General features: G+C 33.3%; 29 protein-coding genes. All 29 read right to left on the bottom strand.

What is annotated here, in order from left to right; all coding sequences use genetic code 11:
- Positions 1–95: 95 nt before the first annotated feature.
- The gene (gene rpmJ, locus CSPA_RS01050; protein WP_002509257.1) at positions 96–209 is read right to left on the bottom strand and encodes a 50S ribosomal protein L36; all 114 of its coding nucleotides are present in this window, start codon (positions 207–209) and stop codon (positions 96–98) included.
- A 54-nt stretch (positions 210–263) separates the two neighbouring features.
- A complete protein-coding gene (gene infA / locus CSPA_RS01045) occupies positions 264–482 on the bottom strand; it encodes a translation initiation factor IF-1 (protein ID WP_002582630.1) in 219 nt (72 codons plus the stop codon).
- Between the two features lie 7 nt (positions 483–489).
- Positions 490–771: a KOW domain-containing RNA-binding protein gene (locus CSPA_RS01040; protein ID WP_015390358.1), complete on the bottom strand. Its 282-nt coding sequence runs from the start codon at positions 769–771 to the stop codon at positions 490–492.
- A gap of 87 nt (positions 772–858) precedes the next feature.
- A complete protein-coding gene (map, locus tag CSPA_RS01035; protein WP_015390357.1) occupies positions 859–1,608 on the bottom strand; it encodes a type I methionyl aminopeptidase in 750 nt (249 codons plus the stop codon).
- Positions 1,608–2,258: an adenylate kinase gene (locus CSPA_RS01030; RefSeq protein ID WP_015390356.1), complete on the bottom strand. Its 651-nt coding sequence runs from the start codon at positions 2,256–2,258 to the stop codon at positions 1,608–1,610. The genes map and CSPA_RS01030 overlap by 1 nt, the downstream gene beginning before the upstream one ends.
- Positions 2,259–2,283: 25 nt before the next feature.
- Positions 2,284–3,570 carry a preprotein translocase subunit SecY gene (gene secY / locus CSPA_RS01025; protein ID WP_015390355.1) on the bottom strand — a complete coding sequence of 429 codons (1,287 nt, stop codon included), beginning with the start codon at positions 3,568–3,570 and terminating at the stop codon, positions 2,284–2,286.
- Between the two features lies 1 nt (position 3,571).
- Complete coding sequence (gene rplO / locus CSPA_RS01020; RefSeq protein ID WP_015390354.1) at positions 3,572–4,012, bottom strand: 50S ribosomal protein L15; 441 nt, start codon at positions 4,010–4,012, stop codon at positions 3,572–3,574.
- A 21-nt stretch (positions 4,013–4,033) separates the two neighbouring features.
- On the bottom strand, positions 4,034–4,213 hold the full coding sequence (gene rpmD / locus CSPA_RS01015) for a 50S ribosomal protein L30 (protein ID WP_008426606.1): 180 nt from the start codon (positions 4,211–4,213) through the stop codon (positions 4,034–4,036).
- Positions 4,214–4,224: 11 nt separating this feature from the next.
- A complete protein-coding gene (gene rpsE, locus CSPA_RS01010; RefSeq protein WP_009167829.1) occupies positions 4,225–4,722 on the bottom strand; it encodes a 30S ribosomal protein S5 in 498 nt (165 codons plus the stop codon).
- A 19-nt stretch (positions 4,723–4,741) separates the two neighbouring features.
- Positions 4,742–5,101, bottom strand: coding sequence for a 50S ribosomal protein L18 (gene rplR / locus CSPA_RS01005; protein ID WP_015390353.1), 360 nt, complete (start codon positions 5,099–5,101; stop codon positions 4,742–4,744).
- 18 nt (positions 5,102–5,119) lie between these two features.
- On the bottom strand, positions 5,120–5,662 hold the full coding sequence (gene rplF, locus CSPA_RS01000; RefSeq protein ID WP_015390352.1) for a 50S ribosomal protein L6: 543 nt from the start codon (positions 5,660–5,662) through the stop codon (positions 5,120–5,122).
- A gap of 66 nt (positions 5,663–5,728) precedes the next feature.
- Complete coding sequence (gene rpsH, locus CSPA_RS00995; RefSeq protein WP_015390351.1) at positions 5,729–6,127, bottom strand: 30S ribosomal protein S8; 399 nt, start codon at positions 6,125–6,127, stop codon at positions 5,729–5,731.
- 32 nt (positions 6,128–6,159) lie between these two features.
- Positions 6,160–6,345 (bottom strand): type Z 30S ribosomal protein S14, encoded by a 186-nt coding sequence (locus CSPA_RS00990; RefSeq protein ID WP_015390350.1) that lies wholly within the window; start codon positions 6,343–6,345, stop codon positions 6,160–6,162.
- 16 nt (positions 6,346–6,361) lie between these two features.
- Positions 6,362–6,901, bottom strand: coding sequence for a 50S ribosomal protein L5 (rplE, locus tag CSPA_RS00985; protein ID WP_015390349.1), 540 nt, complete (start codon positions 6,899–6,901; stop codon positions 6,362–6,364).
- Between the two features lie 22 nt (positions 6,902–6,923).
- A complete protein-coding gene (rplX, locus tag CSPA_RS00980; protein WP_015390348.1) occupies positions 6,924–7,238 on the bottom strand; it encodes a 50S ribosomal protein L24 in 315 nt (104 codons plus the stop codon).
- 15 nt (positions 7,239–7,253) lie between these two features.
- Entirely contained in the window at positions 7,254–7,622 is a 369-nt protein-coding gene (rplN, locus tag CSPA_RS00975; protein ID WP_015390347.1) for a 50S ribosomal protein L14, read from the bottom strand.
- Between the two features lie 28 nt (positions 7,623–7,650).
- Entirely contained in the window at positions 7,651–7,905 is a 255-nt protein-coding gene (gene rpsQ, locus CSPA_RS00970) for a 30S ribosomal protein S17 (protein ID WP_015390346.1), read from the bottom strand.
- Positions 7,906–7,928: 23 nt separating this feature from the next.
- A complete protein-coding gene (rpmC, locus tag CSPA_RS00965; protein WP_015390345.1) occupies positions 7,929–8,141 on the bottom strand; it encodes a 50S ribosomal protein L29 in 213 nt (70 codons plus the stop codon).
- Positions 8,141–8,575: a 50S ribosomal protein L16 gene (rplP, locus tag CSPA_RS00960; RefSeq protein ID WP_015390344.1), complete on the bottom strand. Its 435-nt coding sequence runs from the start codon at positions 8,573–8,575 to the stop codon at positions 8,141–8,143. Before rplP ends, rpmC begins: the two co-directional genes overlap by 1 nt.
- A gap of 17 nt (positions 8,576–8,592) precedes the next feature.
- A complete protein-coding gene (rpsC, locus tag CSPA_RS00955) occupies positions 8,593–9,258 on the bottom strand; it encodes a 30S ribosomal protein S3 (protein ID WP_015390343.1) in 666 nt (221 codons plus the stop codon).
- Positions 9,259–9,279: 21 nt separating this feature from the next.
- Positions 9,280–9,615, bottom strand: a complete 336-nt coding sequence (rplV, locus tag CSPA_RS00950; RefSeq protein WP_009167817.1) for a 50S ribosomal protein L22 — start codon at positions 9,613–9,615, stop codon at positions 9,280–9,282.
- 20 nt (positions 9,616–9,635) lie between these two features.
- Positions 9,636–9,911 carry a 30S ribosomal protein S19 gene (gene rpsS, locus CSPA_RS00945; protein ID WP_015390342.1) on the bottom strand — a complete coding sequence of 92 codons (276 nt, stop codon included), beginning with the start codon at positions 9,909–9,911 and terminating at the stop codon, positions 9,636–9,638.
- Positions 9,912–9,976: 65 nt separating this feature from the next.
- Positions 9,977–10,810, bottom strand: coding sequence for a 50S ribosomal protein L2 (gene rplB, locus CSPA_RS00940; protein WP_015390341.1), 834 nt, complete (start codon positions 10,808–10,810; stop codon positions 9,977–9,979).
- 64 nt (positions 10,811–10,874) lie between these two features.
- The gene (gene rplW, locus CSPA_RS00935) at positions 10,875–11,171 is read right to left on the bottom strand and encodes a 50S ribosomal protein L23 (protein ID WP_015390340.1); all 297 of its coding nucleotides are present in this window, start codon (positions 11,169–11,171) and stop codon (positions 10,875–10,877) included.
- A complete protein-coding gene (gene rplD, locus CSPA_RS00930; RefSeq protein ID WP_015390339.1) occupies positions 11,171–11,791 on the bottom strand; it encodes a 50S ribosomal protein L4 in 621 nt (206 codons plus the stop codon). The genes rplW and rplD overlap by 1 nt, the downstream gene beginning before the upstream one ends.
- 26 nt (positions 11,792–11,817) lie before the next feature.
- Positions 11,818–12,447 (bottom strand): 50S ribosomal protein L3, encoded by a 630-nt coding sequence (gene rplC / locus CSPA_RS00925; RefSeq protein ID WP_015390338.1) that lies wholly within the window; start codon positions 12,445–12,447, stop codon positions 11,818–11,820.
- Positions 12,448–12,519: 72 nt separating this feature from the next.
- Entirely contained in the window at positions 12,520–12,828 is a 309-nt protein-coding gene (rpsJ, locus tag CSPA_RS00920) for a 30S ribosomal protein S10 (protein ID WP_008426564.1), read from the bottom strand.
- 406 nt (positions 12,829–13,234) lie between these two features.
- Entirely contained in the window at positions 13,235–14,428 is a 1,194-nt protein-coding gene (gene tuf / locus CSPA_RS00915; RefSeq protein WP_015390326.1) for an elongation factor Tu, read from the bottom strand.
- A gap of 165 nt (positions 14,429–14,593) precedes the next feature.
- The gene (gene fusA / locus CSPA_RS00910; protein ID WP_015390337.1) at positions 14,594–16,660 is read right to left on the bottom strand and encodes an elongation factor G; all 2,067 of its coding nucleotides are present in this window, start codon (positions 16,658–16,660) and stop codon (positions 14,594–14,596) included.
- Positions 16,661–16,729 lie beyond the last annotated feature (69 nt).

Genomic DNA, 16,729 nt, shown 5'->3' with positions numbered 1-16,729 from the left:
TTAATTAAACGACTATATAATCATATTTGACTTTTGCTAAAATGTCAATATAATTTACATTTATTTTAATACAAATTATATTGTACATTAGATAACTAGCCTTGTTTTTGCTTGTGCTTAGGATTTTCACAGATTACCATGACTTTACCTTTTCTTTTAATTACTTTGCACTTTTCACAAATAGGCTTAACTGATGGTCTTACTTTCATAGCTAACCCTCCTCATATTACTTTTACGATAGATATTAAATAAGTTTTATCAACTTATTTAGCTCTCCATGTAATTCTACCTCTTGTTAAATCATAAGGAGAAAGTTCTACAGTAACTTTGTCTCCTGGTAAAATTCTTATGAAGTTCATTCTTAATTTACCTGATATATGTGCTAAAATCTTATGACCACTTTCAAGTTCAACTTGAAACATAGCGTTAGGTAAAGATTCTAGTACTGTTCCTTGCATTTCTATTACATCATCTTTTGACATAAGGTAATCAACCCTCCTTAACAATGCCTCTAAGTTTTAGAAATCTCTTAATTTTTAAATTAGTACTCTTATTGCATGATTGTATTAATAATAATAATTCGTCATCTATATCTTCTAAAATACTTAAGTGCTTAATTTTCTTCTTTTTAGGCTTTTCGACTAATCTTGTATTTCCGTTAGCCAGTAATACATAATTATTATCTATCTGCCTAACAATAACATACAAATCATTTATATCTCTTCCTGCTTTTGAGAGTACCACTTTTCCAATCAAGTCATTGTTTTGCAAATTTTTCACCTCTATGATTACCTTAGTATAAATTAGCATCACCATAATGGTATTATGCAAATTTATAACTAAGCAACACTCTTTTTTCTACTTAATCAGTGTTAATATTTCAGGTCCATCTGATAAAATTGCAACTGTATTCTCATAATGTGCTGATAGAGAAAAATCTGCCGTTACAACTGTCCATCCATCTTTTAATGTTTTAACCTTGTGAGTTCCTATATTAACCATAGGTTCTATTGCTAATACCAAACCTTCAACCAATTTAGGACCTCTACCAGATTTACCAAAATTGGGTACATTGGGATCTTCATGAACTCTTCGTCCAATCCCATGCCCTACAAAATCTCTTACAACTGAGAAACCTGCAGCTTCTACGTAGCTTTGTATCTCATGTGATATATCAGTTAATTTATTTCCTGTTTTTGCAAACTTTATACCTTGGAAAAAACTTTCTTTTGTTATATCAATCAATTTATGAGCTTCTACTGAAATATTTCCAACTGGAAAGGTTCTTGCAGCATCACCATGATATCCATCAAACGATGCTCCACAGTCTATACTTACTATATCCCCTTCTTTAAGAACATATGATCCTGGAAATCCATGTATTACTTGCTCATTTACTGAAATACATAGTGACGAAGGAAAACCATATAAGCCTTTAAATGAAGGTTTTGCTCCATGCTTAGTTATAAATTCTTCTGCCATTCTATCTAAATTTGCAGTTGTTATACCAGGTTTTACTTCTTTTTCAAGCAATAGTAGAGTTTCTCCTACTATTCTACCTGCTTTTCTCATTATGGCAATTTCTTCATGATTTTTTATAATAATCATTATTTATTGTTACCTAACATTTCGCATATTCCCCTGAAAACTTCATTAATAGCTTTTGTACCATCGACTTCCGAAAGCAAGTTTTTTTCACTATAAAATTCAATTAATGGTTGTGTTTCTCTTTGATATACATCCAATCTCTCTTTTACAGTTTCAACTGTATCGTCTTTTCTTTGTATAACTTCACTTCCACACAAATCACATTTTCCCTCATTTGTTGGAGGATTAAATTTAACATGATAACTTGCTCCACATGATGGACATACTCTTCTACCAGTCATTCTTTCAAGGATAAACTCATTAGGTACTTTAATTAATAGTGCAGTATCTAATTGTTCTCCTCTTTCCATAAGAAAGTTGTTAAGAGCTTCTGCTTGTGCCACAGTTCTTGGAAAACCATCTAGTAAATATCCAACTTTACAATCATCCTGTTGTAATCTATCCTTTACCATGTTGATAGTTACTTCATCAGGAACTAACTGTCCGTTATCCATATAACTTTTTGCTTCTATTCCTAAAGGAGTGTTTTCAGAAATGTTTTTTCTAAAAATGTCTCCTGTAGAAATATGTGGTATTGAATATTTATTACTGATTGATTTAGCCTGTGTTCCTTTTCCAGCTCCAGGAGGACCTAGTAATACTATCTTCACTGGCTTCATCTCCATTTATTCTAATCTATTTAAGAAATCCTTTATAGTGTCTAACCACCATTTGTGATTCCACTTTTCTAGTAAAATCTAATGCAACATTTATTACAATTAATAATCCAGTTCCTGAAAAAGATATATTCTGAAACTCAGTATAATTTTGTACAAGTACTGGGGTAACTGCTAATATTGCTGCTAATATTCCACCAATAAATGATACTCTATTTAGAACTTTTTCAAAAAATATTGTTGTTTCTTCTCCTGGTCTTACTCCTGGTACAAAACCTGCTGACTTGTGTAAGTTTTCAGACATTTCATCTGGTTTAAAAGTAATTTGAGTATAGAACCAGTTAAAGAATATTGTTAATATTGCATACAATACTAAATACATCCAACTTTTTTGGTTGAAAACACATGTAGGATTAGTCAATATCCACTTCGCCCACTCTTTATCTCCACCAAACAGCTGTGCTATTGTCTTCGGAAAATCCATTACTGACATAGAAAATATGATTGCAAGAACTGCCGAGCCAATTATGCTTAATGGAATATGTGTTGATTGTGATTTTACCATACTGCTATTTCCTGCTGCAAATTTACCTGCATATTGCACTGGTACTCTTCTTTCTGATAAAGAAAAATATAATATAGTTGCAAGTAATAATACAACAAATACTGCAAATAATACAATTTCTACAATACTTGCACTTCCAGCTTCCTTAAGTGTCATCATGGAAGCAATTGTCATTGGAACTCTTGAAATTATGTTTACAAATATTAGTATAGAAGTTCCATTACCAATACCTTTAACGGTAAGTTGATCACCTAACCACATACAGAATGTAGTTCCAACTACTAATGCAAAAACAATTATTCCTTTTTGGATAAAATTTAATCCACCTGTCGCTCCACTACTTGAAATAGTTGCAAAAATTCCATAAGCTAATACGAATGAAATTCCAAAAGATACGTAACGTGTTGCATTTTGTATCTTTTTCCTACCCGTATCTCCTTCTTTTGAAAGTTGTTCTAATTGTGGTATAGCAACAGTTAGCAATTGAACTATGATTGATGCATTAATATACGGCATAACTCCTAGTGCTAATATACTGGATCTGCTAAAAGCACCTCCTGAAAGCATATCATAAAAACCTAATAAACCTCCAGATTGGGATAAATTTTTTAGGTAATCAGAATTAATTCCAGGAAGAGGAATATGACTTCCCATCCTGAATACTGCAACTAATAATATTGTCCATAAAATCTTTTTCCTAAGTTCAGGAACCTTGAATGCATTACGTAGAGTTTGAAGCACTTTACATCACCTCAACTTTTCCCCCAGCTGCTTCAATCTTTTCTATAGCAGACTTAGAGAACTTACATCCTTTAACTGTTAAGCTTTTTTCTAATGTTCCGTTTCCAAGAATTTTTACTCCATCTAATACTTTACTTACTACTCTTCTTTCAAGTAATACTTCTGGAGTAATTTCAGTACCATTTTCAAATATGTTTAATCTATCAAGATTTATACTAACATATTTTTTAGCAAAAATGTTTGTAAAACCTCTCTTAGGAAGTCTTCTATATAAAGGCATTTGACCTCCTTCAAAACCAGGTCTTACACCACCACCTGATCTTGCATTTTGACCTTTTTCACCTTTACCAGCGTTTCTTCCTAATCCAGAACCAGTACCTCTACCAATTCTTTTAGGCGCTTTTTTGCTACCTGCTGCTGGCTTTAATTCGTGAAGTTTCATATTCAGTGCACCTCCTTATTCTTATACTTCTTCCACTTTTAATAGATATTCAATCTTCTTAATCATACCTTGTACTTGAGGTGTTGCCTCAGGTTCTACTGTTTTTCCTATTTTTTTAAGTCCAAGAGCATTTGCAGTAGCGATATGATCTTTTTTTCTGCCTATTAAGCTCTTTACTAATGTAACTCTTAATTTTGCCATTGCAATACCTCCTAACCTAATATTTCTTCTACAGATTTGCCTCTTAATTTAGCTATATCTTCAGCTGTTCTTAAACTTGCTAATCCGTTTATTGTAGCACTTACCATGTTATTTGGATTGTTTGAACCTAATGATTTAGCTCTAACATCCTTTAATCCTGCTAATTCAAGTACAGCTCTTGCTGGACCTCCAGCGATAACTCCTGTACCTTCTTTAGCTGGCATTATTAAAACATTAGCTGTTCCAAACTTACCGTTAACTTGATGAGGAATTGTTGTTCCTACCATTGCAACACTTACTAAGTTTTTCTTAGCATCTTCTATTCCTTTTTTAATTGCTTCTGGGATTTCGATTGACTTACCCATTCCAACTCCAACGTGTCCGTTCTCATCACCGACAACAACTAGAGCGCTGAATCTGAAGTTTCTACCACCCTTAACAACCTTAGTAACTCTGTTTATGAAAACAACCTTTTCTTTAAGGTCTAGTGTACTAGGATCGATTCTCATTTATTTCCCTCCTTGTTTATTAGAATTTCAAGCCTGCTTCTCTAGCTGCTTGTGCTAATTCTTGAATTCTTCCGTGATATATGTATCCACCTCTATCAAATACCACTGTATCAATTCCTTTTTCTACTGCTCTTTTAGCGATAGCTTCACCTACAAGTTTAGCACCTTCTTTATTTCCACCTTTAGCAGCGAAATCTTTATCTAAACTTGAAGCAGCTACTAATGTAACACCATTTATATCATCAATTACTTGTGCATAAATATTCTTTTCGCTCTTAAAAACTGAAAGTCTTGGTCTTTCTGTAGTACCAAAAACTTTTTTACGAACTCTTAGGTGACGTTTTTCTCTGCTTGCCTTTTTGTCTACCTTCTTGAACATAAAACTCACTCCTTTCTATTATTTCTTACCAGTCTTACCTTCTTTACGTCTAATCACTTCATTTTCATACTTAATACCTTTACCCTTATATGGTTCTGGTACTCTCCATTTTCTTATATCTGCTGCAGCAAATCCAACTTTTTCTTTGTCGATTCCACTAACTATTACTCTAGTTGCAGCTGGAGTTTCAAATGTGATTCCGTCAATAGGTTCAATTTCAACTGGATGTGAATATCCAAGGTTCATTACAAGTTTTTTACCCTGTAATTGAGCTCTATAACCAACACCAACTAAATCTAAAGTCTTTTGGTAACCTTGTTTTACTCCAATTACCATATTATTAATTAATGCTCTTGTTAAACCGTGAAGAGCTCTGTGATCTTTTTGTTCACTATGTCTAGTAACAATTACTTCATTGTTTTCGACAACTATACTTATATCGTTATGCATAGTCTTAACTAATTCACCCTTTGGTCCCTTAACTGTAACAACGTTGTCTGGTGTTACAGTAACAGTTACGTCAGCAGGAATAGCTATTGGTAATCTACCTACTCTTGACATAATTGCACCTCCTGTATTATTTTAAAATCGCATTTTGCAATTTTTTAGTTTTATTTATCTGAAATATTACCAAACGTAACAGATTACTTCTCCACCTAATCCGTTCTTTCTAGCTTCTCTATCTACCATTATTCCATTTGAAGTTGAAACAACAGCAATACCTAAACCATTAAGAACCTTTGGTACTTCATCTTTCTTACAGTAAACTCTTAATCCTGGCTTAGAAATTCTCTTAATACCAGTTATAACTCTTTCTTTGTTAGCACCGTATTTAAGAGCTAATCTTAACATTGGAACTACTCCATCGTTATATTCATTAATTTCTTTTATATAACCCTCTTGTAATAATATATTTGCTATTTCCTTCTTAACATTTGAAGAAGGTACTTCTACCATTTCATGTCTTACAGCATTAGCATTTCTTACACGAGTTAATAAATCTGCTATAGGATCTGTCATAACCATTTAAATGTGCCTCCTTTCGTACATTGTATATATTACCAACTTGCTTTTCTACAACCTGGAATTTCGCCCTTATAAGCAAGTTCTCTAAAACAAATACGGCATACTCCATATTTTTTTAATACGGCATGTGGTCTTCCACATATTCTACATCTTGTATAAGCTTGTGTTTTGAATTTAGGAGTTTTGCTCCACTTTTCTATAATAGCCTTACGTGCCAATGTGTTTCCCTCCTTATTATTGAGCGAATGGCATTCCAAGGAATCTTAATAATTCCCTAGCTTCTTCGTCAGTATTTGCTGTTGTAACGAAGATAATATCCATCCCTCTAACTTTGTCTATCTTATCATATTCTATTTCTGGGAATATTAATTGTTCTTTAATACCTAATGAATAATTTCCTCTACCATCAAAAGCTTTAGAAGATACTCCTCTAAAATCTCTAACTCTTGGTAAAGCAATGCTCATTAGCTTATCAGCAAATTCGAACATTTTAGCTTTTCTTAAAGTAACTTTACAGCCTAAAGGCATGTTTTCTCTAATTTTAAAGTTAGCTACAGATTTTTTAGCTCTTGTTAATATAGGCTTTTGACCTGCTATTAAAGTTAAATCATTAACAGCTGATTCTAATACCTTTTGATTTTCTTTAGCTTCTCCAACGCCCATGTTAATTACGATCTTTTCTAGCTTTGGAACTTCCATTATATTTTTGTATCCAAACTTCTCAATCATAGCTGGAATTACTTCTTTTTGATATTTTTCTTGAAGTCTTGTCATATTAGTTACCTCCTTTCAAATTTTAGAATGTTTCTCCGCATTTTTTACATACTCTAACTTTAGTACCATCATCTAAGATTTTGTTACTAATTCTAGTTGCATTCTTACATTTGTTACAATATAACATAACTTTTGAGCTGCTGATTGCTGCTTCTTTTTCAATTATAGCGCTTTCAACTTGACCCTTATTTGCTTTTTGATGCTTCTTAACTATATTAACTCCTTGAACAAGAATCTTTCCTGTCTTTGGATATGCTTTTAATATTTCACCAGTTTTGCCTTTATCTTTTCCTGATATAACAATAACTGTATCATTCTTTCTTACATGTATCTTCAAGTTGGCCACCTCCTCTTATAGAACTTCTGGTGCTAATGATAATATTTTAGTAAATTCTTTATCTCTTAGCTCCCTAGCAACAGGTCCAAAGATACGAGTTCCTTTTGGTTGCTTATCATCTTTGATTATAACTGCTGCATTATCATCAAATTTAATATATGAACCGTCTACTCTTCTTACACCTTTTACTGATCTAACTACAACTGCCTTTACGACTTCACCCTTTTTAACAACTCCACCTGGTGTTGCGCTTTTAACACTAGCTACTATAATGTCACCAATATTACCAAACTTTCTTTTAGATCCGCCTAAGACTCTGATACACATAATTTCCTTTGCACCCGAATTATCTGCAACCTTTAATAAGGTTTGTTGTTGTATCATTACATTAACCTCCTTTCAGTTTTAAAGCTTATTTAGCCTTTTCAACTATTTCAACAAGTCTCCATCTCTTATCCTTAGATAAAGGTCTAGTTTCCATTATTGATACTCTATCATTAATTTTAGCTTCATTATTTTCATCATGTACTTTAAACTTTGTAGTTCTATTAATTGTTTTTCCATATAACGGATGTCTAACCTTAGTTTCAACTGCAACTACAATAGTCTTTTCCATTTTATCAGAAACAACCCTACCAATTCTTTTCTTTCTTAATGATCTTTCCATTAGGGCTTACCTCCTTCCAACTTTTATTGTTCCAATGCTTTTAATTCTTCTTCTCTTAAGATGGTTTTTATTTGGGCTATAGATTTCTTAACTTCTTTTATTCTCATTGGATTTTCTAATTGTCCTGTAGCTAATTGAAATCTTAAGTTAAATAATTCTGCTTTAAGGTCACCCAATTTTACTGTTAAATCTTGAGGATTGTTTGATTTCAATTCTTTTAATTCTCTAGCCTTCATTATTGTTCACCACCCATTTCCTCAAAATCTCTTTTTGAAACAAATTTTGTCTTTACAGGAAGTTTGTGTGAAGCAAGTCTCATTGCTTCTCTAGCAGTTTCTTCTTGTACTCCTGATAATTCAAATAAAACCCTACCTGGCTTAACTACTGCAACCCAGTATTCTGGTGATCCTTTACCTGAACCCATTCTTGTTTCAGCTGGTTTCTCTGTAACTGGCTTATCTGGGAAAATCTTTATCCAAAGTTTTCCACCTCTTTTAATGTATCTATTGATAGCAATTCTGGCAGATTCAATTTGATTACTAGTTATCCATCCACAGCTTAATGCTTGAATTCCGTAATCGCCATAAGCTAAGAAATTACCTCTTGTTGCTTTACCTTTCATTCTGCCACGTTGCACCTTACGATGTTTTACCCTCTTAGGCATTAACATGATCTATTCCTCCTTTCCTATGCGTTAGCTTCTTCCTTTTCTACTTTCTTAGTTGGAAGAACTTCTCCATTATAAATCCACACTTTAACTCCGATTTTTCCATATGTTGTATCTGCTTCAGCAAATCCATATTCAATATCAGCTCTTAATGTTTGTAGTGGAATTGTTCCTTCATGATAATGTTCAGTTCTTGCTATTTCAGCTCCACCTAATCTACCAGAACATGAAGTTTTTACACCTTTTATTCCATGTTTCATAGCTCTTTGCATTGTTTGCTTCATAGCTCTTCTGAATGAAATTCTCTTTTCTAATTGTGCAGCAATATTTTCAGCCATTAATTGAGCATCAGCTTCTGCACTTTTTACTTCAACTATGTTTATTAAAACATTTTTACTCTCAACAAATTGAGTTAATTTATTCTTTAAATTCTCAATTCCTGATCCACCTTTGCCTATAACGACACCTGGCTTTGCTGTATATATGTTTAATTTAACTCTCTTAGCAGCTCTTTCAATTTCAATTTTAGAAATACCTGCTGCAAAAAGATCTTTTTTAACAAATTTTCTAATTTTATTATCTTCAATAAGATTATCAGCAAAATTCTTTTTATTTGCATACCATTTTGCATCCCATCCCTTGATAACGCCTACTCTAAGGCCATGAGGATTAACTTTTTGTCCCACTTGCTTTTCCCTCCTTTTATATTATGCTCTTTCTTTAACAACTACTGTTATGTTACTTGTTTTCTTTAAAATCTTAAATGCTCTACCTTGAGCATGAGGTTGGAATCTCTTTAATGTTGATCCTTGACCAACAAAACATTCTGAAACATATAAGTTATCAGCATTTAATTCCAAATTATTTTCAGCATTTGCAACAGCTGATTTTAAAACTTTGTTTATTACTACTGCTGCTTCTCTTGGAGTATATTGTAAAATCGCAAAAGCTTCATTAACTTGTTTTCCTCTGATTAAATCAAGAATCACTCCCACTTTTGTTGGAGACATTCTGATATATTTTGCTATAGCTCTAGCTTCCATTTATGATCCTCCTTTCCAGGCTATCTTTTTGATGTTTTATCTGCTTCATGACCTTTATAAGTTCTAGTTAATACAAATTCACCTAACTTATGGCCAACCATATCTTCTGATATATATACTGGTACATGCTTTCTTCCATCGTGGACAGCTATTGTATGCCCAATAAATTGTGGAAAAATTGTTGAACTTCTTGACCAAGTTTTAACAACCTTTTTTTCTCCAGTACCATTCATTTCTTCAATCTTCTTATAAAGCCCTTCATGAACGAAAGGTGCCTTCTTTGTTGATCTACTCACTAATATGCCTCCCTTCCTAAGCACTAAGTTCTAAGTTTTGAAGAGAACTTATTATTCCCCTCAAACTACTTAGTTCTTCTATCTTTGATAATAAATTTATCTGAATATTTTTTAGTTTTTCTAGTCTTATATCCAAGTGCTGGTTTACCCCATGGAGTAACTGGACTTGGTCTACCAACTGGTGATTTACCTTCACCACCACCGTGAGGGTGATCATTAGGGTTCATTACAGATCCTCTTACTGTTGGTCTCCATCCCATATGTCTCTTTCTACCAGCTTTACCGATATTAACTATATCATTAGTTGCATTAGAAAGTGCTCCAATTGTAGCTCTACATTCGATTCTAACATATCTCATTTCACCTGATGGTAATCTAAGAGTTGCATAATCTCCTTCTTTAGCCATTAATTGAGCTGAATTTCCTGCTGCTCTAACTAATTGGCCACCTTTTCCTCTTTGTAATTCTATATTATGAATTACTGTACCAACTGGGATATTCTTTAATGGAAGAGCATTTCCTGGTTTGATATCAGCATTAACTCCTGATTCAATAACATCTCCAACATTTAATCCTGCTGGTGCAAGAATATATCTCTTTTCTCCATCTGCATATACAACAAGTGCAATATATGCAGTTCTGTTTGGATCATATTCTATAGTTGCAACCTTTGCTGAAACTTCATCTTTATTTCTTTTGAAATCTATTATTCTGTATTTTCTTTTAACGGTACCACCACGATGTCTAACAGTGATTTTACCTTGATTATTTCTACCTGCTTTAACTTTTAACGCAACAAGAAGTGACTTTTCCGGTTCTTGTGAAGTTATTTCTTCAAAAGTTGGCATAGTCATTTGTCTTCTTGCTGGTGTAATCGGGTTAAACTTTTTAACTGCCATTTAAAATTCCCTCCTTCTTTAAGCTTCTCTGGTGTTTATCACCAATAATGGCTTTACTATACTATTATTGCATTCCTTCGAAGAATTCAATTCCATTGCTTTCTTCAGTTAATGTAACAACAGCTTTCTTATAATCTGCTCTCTTACCAACATGTACGCCCATTCTTTTAGTTTTACCTATACCGTTTATAGTATTAACTGATTCAACTTTAACGTTGAAAACTTCTTCCACAGCTCTCTTTATTTGAGATTTATTAGCATCAACATGAACTATGAAAGTGTACTTCTTATCGGCCATAGACGCCATACTTTTTTCAGTGATAATTGGCTTTCTTATTATATCATGGCTTGTTAATTTCATTATGCGTACACCTCCTCAATTTTTGATACAGCATCTTTAGTAATGATTAATTTTTCATACTTTAATAAATCATATACATTGATGTTGTTTGCTGGAATAATATTTATTCCTTGAATATTTCTTGCTGACTTATAAACAACTTCATTAGATTCTGCTGTTATAATTAATGCTTTCTTAGCTTCTAAAGCTTTTAACATTTCAACCATATTCTTAGTTTTTGGTGCTTCGAAATTCAACGAATCAAGAACGATCATTTGATTATCTTGAACCTTGCTAGTTAAAGCAGATTTCATAGCAACTTTTCTCATGCTCTTTGGAACTGAAACTCTATAATCTCTTGGCTTTGGTGCGAACACAATACCACCTTTGATCCATTGTGGTGCTCTGATAGAACCTTGTCTTGCTCTTCCAGTACCCTTTTGTCTCCAAGGCTTGATTCCGCCTCCTCTAACTTCAGATCTAGTTTTAGTTGATTGAGTTCCTTGTCTCTTGTTAGCTAATAATGCAACTACTACTTGATGTAATGCATATTCATTGATTTCTGCTGCAAATACACTTTCATTAAGTTCCATATCTGCAACCTTGTTTCCTTCTTTATTAAATACTCCTACTGTAGGCATTCTAATTCCTCCTTTCCTTACAGAAATTAAGCTTTAACTGCATCTTTAATTACTACTGTACCTTTGTTAGGCCCTGGGATTCCACCCTTTATTAGTATTAAATTCTTTTCAGCTATTACTTTAACAACTTCTAAATTTAGCACTGTTGTATTAACAGATCCCATATGTCCTGGCATTCTCTTATTTTTGAATGTTCTAGATGGATCTGATGAAGCTCCCATTGAACCAGGTGCTCTCTTAAACTTAGAACCGTGAGTCATATCTCCTGTATGTTGATTCCATCTCTTTATAGCTCCTTGGAAACCCTTTCCCTTAGATACTGCAGACACATCAACCTTTTCTCCAGCTTCAAATACATCAGCTTTTATTTCATTTCCAACTTCATATTGATTTATATCATCAATTCTGAATTCTTTAAGAGTTCTTCTTACGCTAACTCCTGCTTTAGCAAATTGGCCTTTTCTTGGCTTATTAGCTAATTTTTCTCTAATTTCATCGAAACCAACTTGTATTGCTTCATAACCATCATTTTCTAATGTTTTCTTTTGAACAACAACACATGGACCAGCTTCAACTACAGTTACAGGAATCACTTTTCCTTTTTCATCAAAAATCTGTGTCATTCCTATTTTCTTTCCTATTATAGCTTTTTTCATGTATTTACACCTCCCAAACTAATTAGCGGACTGTTAACAATCATAACTAGCCGTTTTTATATTATTCCAGTATTATAGCTTGATTTCTATATCAACACCTGCTGGAAGATTTAATCTCATTAATGCATCAACAGTTTTTGGTGATGGATTAACAATATCGATTAATCTCTTATGAGTTCTTATCTCAAATTGTTCTCTTGAATCTTTGTACTTATGAACCGCTCTTAATATAGTAACAACATCTTTTTCAGTTGGTAATGGTACTGGACCTACAACCTTCGCGCCTGTTGTTTTAGCAGTTTCAACGATTTTTTCAGCGGATTGATCTAATATTGTGTGATCAAATGCTTTTAATCTAATTCTTATTTTTTGCTTTGACATTTCATTTCCCTCCTTTTTATGTACGTTTTACTTCGAACGCACAACAGCAATTCCTCTGTAAACTGTTCCAGGTGTTTCGCAACACTCCGACATCAGATTTAATCCCTGTCGTTGGATTCTAGATCCAAACTTACTCATTAAGAATTACCCGGAAGCCCGGCAACCTCTTAATTCTTAGCTGTATGCTATGCAACTTCTTAATTATACTATTGTTATATAGTGTTTTCAAGCTTTTTTTTACATTTTATAAACTTTTTTTATTTATTGTTTTATAATCTACTTTTATTCAGATTACTGTAATTTTCAAGCAACTTTTGACTTTATTCTCTTAACATTGATTGTTTTTATTTTTTCAATTTTTAGTAAAATAAAAGCAAGGTAAAATGCCTTGCTTTTATAAGATTTCCTATTCTACTATACTAGTAACAACTCCAGAACCTACAGTTCTTCCACCTTCTCTGATAGCGAATCTTAATCCTTCATCCATTGCGATTGGAGTGATTAATTCTACATTCATATCAATGTGATCTCCAGGCATTACCATTTCCATTCCGTCTGGTAATTTGATTGATCCTGTAACGTCTGTTGTTCTGAAATAGAATTGTGGTCTATATCCATCGAAGAATGGAGTATGTCTTCCACCTTCTTCTTTCTTAAGTACGTATACTTGACCTACAAATTTTGTGTGAGGGTGTACTGAATTTGGTTTTGATAATACTTGACCTCTTTCAATATCAGTTCTTTGAACTCCTCTTAATAATGCTCCAATGTTATCCCCTGCTTGCGCTTCGTCTAATAACTTTCTGAACATTTCGATTCCAGTTACTACAACCTTCTTCTTTTCTTCTGATAATCCAACGATTTCTACTTCATCTCCTACGTGAAGTATTCCAGCTTCAACTCTTCCTGTTGCAACTGTTCCTCTTCCTGTAATTGTGAATACATCTTCGATTGGCATTAAGAATGCTTTATCTGTTGCTCTTTCTGGAGTTGGGATATAGCTATCTACTGCTTCCATTAAGTCCATGATTGGCTTAATTGCTTCTTCATCTGTTGGGTTTTCTAATGCTTTTAATGCTGATCCTGTTATTACTGGAATATCGTCTCCTGGGAAGTCATATTCACTTAATAATTCTCTAACTTCCATTTCAACTAATTCTAATAATTCTGGATCATCTACCATATCTGCTTTATTTAAGAATACTACGATATATTGGATACCTACTCTTGATCCAAGTAAGATATGTTCTCTTGTTTGTGGCATTGGACCATCTGCTGCTGATACAACTAAGATAGCTCCATCCATTTGTGCTGCTCCTGTGATCATGTTCTTAACATAGTCAGCATGTCCTGGACAGTCAACGTGAGCATAGTGTCTGTTTTCTGTTTGGTATTCAACGTGTGCTGTATTGATTGTGATTCCTCTTTCTTTTTCTTCTGGAGCCTTATCAATATCTGCATAGTTAAATGCTTCTGCAAATCCTTTGTTTGCTAATACTGTTGTTATTGCTGCTGTTAATGTTGTCTTACCATGGTCTACGTGACCTATTGTTCCAATATTAACGTGTGGCTTACTTCTTTCATACTTTGCTTTTGCCATTGTAATTTTCCTCCCTTAATAGACATTAATTTAAAGAATCTTTTCGTAAATATTATAACTTATAGATATTTTAATATCCATATCTATTATTCAGTTTTTTATCATGTTATATAAAAATTATTCAAAATCAAGAAAATTTTATACAACATGATACAAAATCATTTATTATTTAGATCTGCTACCAGCAATTTGTTCTTGGATATTCTTTGGTACTTCTTCATAATGATCAAATACCATTGAGTAAACTCCTCTACCTTGAGTTCTAGATCTTAATGAAGTAGCATAACCGAACATTTCTGATAATGGAACAAATGCTCTAATAACTTGAGCTCCATTAACAGCTTCCATTCCTTCCATTCTACCTCTTCTTGAATTGATGTCTCCAATAACATCTCCCATATATTCTTCTGGAACTGTTACTTCAACTTTCATCATTGGTTCAAGAAGTACTGGACTTGCTTTCGCCATAGCATTCTTAAATGCCATAGATCCTGCAATCTTAAATGCCATTTCAGATGAGTCAACTTCATGGTATGAACCATGTACTAACTTAACTTTGAAGTTAATAACGTTATATCCAGCAATAATACCATTTAAAGCTGCTTCTCTAATACCATTGTCAATAGCTGGAATATATTCCTTAGGAATAGCACCACCAACAACTGCATTTTCAAATACATATTCACCTTCAGTTGGTTCCATTTCAATTACAGCATGACCGTATTGTCCCTTACCACCTGATTGTTTAGCGTATTTCGCTTCAGCTTTAACAGCACTTCTAATTGTTTCTTTATATGCAACTTGAGGAGCACCAACATTACATTCAACCTTAAATTCTCTTTGAAGTCTATCAACGATAATTTCTAAGTGAAGTTCTCCCATACCTGCAATAATTGTTTGACCTGTTTCTGTGTCAGTCCAAGTCTTAAAAGTTGGATCTTCTTCTGCTAACTTAGCTAATGCCATCCCCATCTTTTCTTGAGCATCTTTTGTTTTTGGCTCAATAGCTACATTTATAACTGGTTCTGGGAATTCCATAGCTTCAAGAATTATTGGACTATTTTCTGCACACAAAGTATCACCTGTTGTAGTGTTCTTTAATCCAATTACTGCACCAATTTCCCCTGCTTCTAATGATTCAACTTCAGATCTTGAATTTGAATGCATCTTAACAAGTCTACCAATTCTTTCCTTCTTGCCTTTTGTTGAGTTAAGAACATATGAACCACTTTGCATTACACCTGAATATATTCTTGTGAACGCTAATTTACCAACAAATGGATCAGTAGCTATCTTGAATGCTAAAGCTGATAATGGTTCAGAGTCAGAAGAATTTCTATGATCTTCTTCTCCATCTAGTGTTGTTCCTTTTATCGCTGGAACATCTAATGGTGATGGCAAGTAATCTACAACTCCATCAATCATTTCTTGAACACCTTTGTTTTTGTATGAAGAACCACAAATACAAGGATATATTTCGTTAGCAATTGTAGCTTTTCTTAAAGCATTTTTTAACTCTTCAATTGTAAGCTCTTCACCTTCTAAATATTTTTCCATTAATTCTTCATCTGTTTCAGCAATAGCTTCTATCATTGCACTTCTATATTCTTCAGCTTGCTCAACATATTCAGCTGGAATTTCTTCTTCTCTCATATCTTTTCCAAGATCATCATAAAATATAAAAGCAACATTTTTTATAAGGTCAACCATTCCCTTGAAACCTTGCTCACTACCTATTGGAATTTGAATTGGTACTGCATTTGCTTTCAATCTATCTTTAACTGTTTGAATACATCTAAAGAAGTCAGCACCTGTTGCATCCATTTTATTTACATATATCATTCTTGGTACACCATACTTATCTGCCTGTCTCCAAACAGTTTCAGTTTGTGGTTCAACACCACTCTTTGCATCAAGAACTGTAACAGCTCCATCAAGTACTCTTAATGATCTTTCAACTTCAACAGTAAAGTCTACGTGACCAGGAGTATCTATAATATTAAGTTCATGTTCTTTCCAGAAACATGAAGTTGCTGCAGAAGTAATTGTTATACCTCTTTCTTGTTCTTGAACCATCCAGTCCATTGTAGCTTCACCATCATGAACTTCTCCTATTTTATGACTCACTCCTGTATAGAACAATATACGTTCAGTAGTAGTTGTCTTACCTGCATCAATATGAGCCATTATACCAAAGTTACGAAACTTATCTAAAGGATATTTTCTAGCCATTTATTTGTCCTCCTCTCAACGAGTAAATTTAATTTAATTTGACAAAACTGCCTTAGCATACGCCAAAAC

Origin of the sequence: Clostridium saccharoperbutylacetonicum N1-4(HMT) (assembly GCF_000340885.1) — a bacterium.
Lineage (GTDB): Bacteria > Bacillota > Clostridia > Clostridiales > Clostridiaceae > Clostridium > Clostridium saccharoperbutylacetonicum.
The sequence above is the reverse complement of the archived record's forward strand: the minus strand, read 5'-3'. Positions and strand labels throughout refer to the sequence as shown.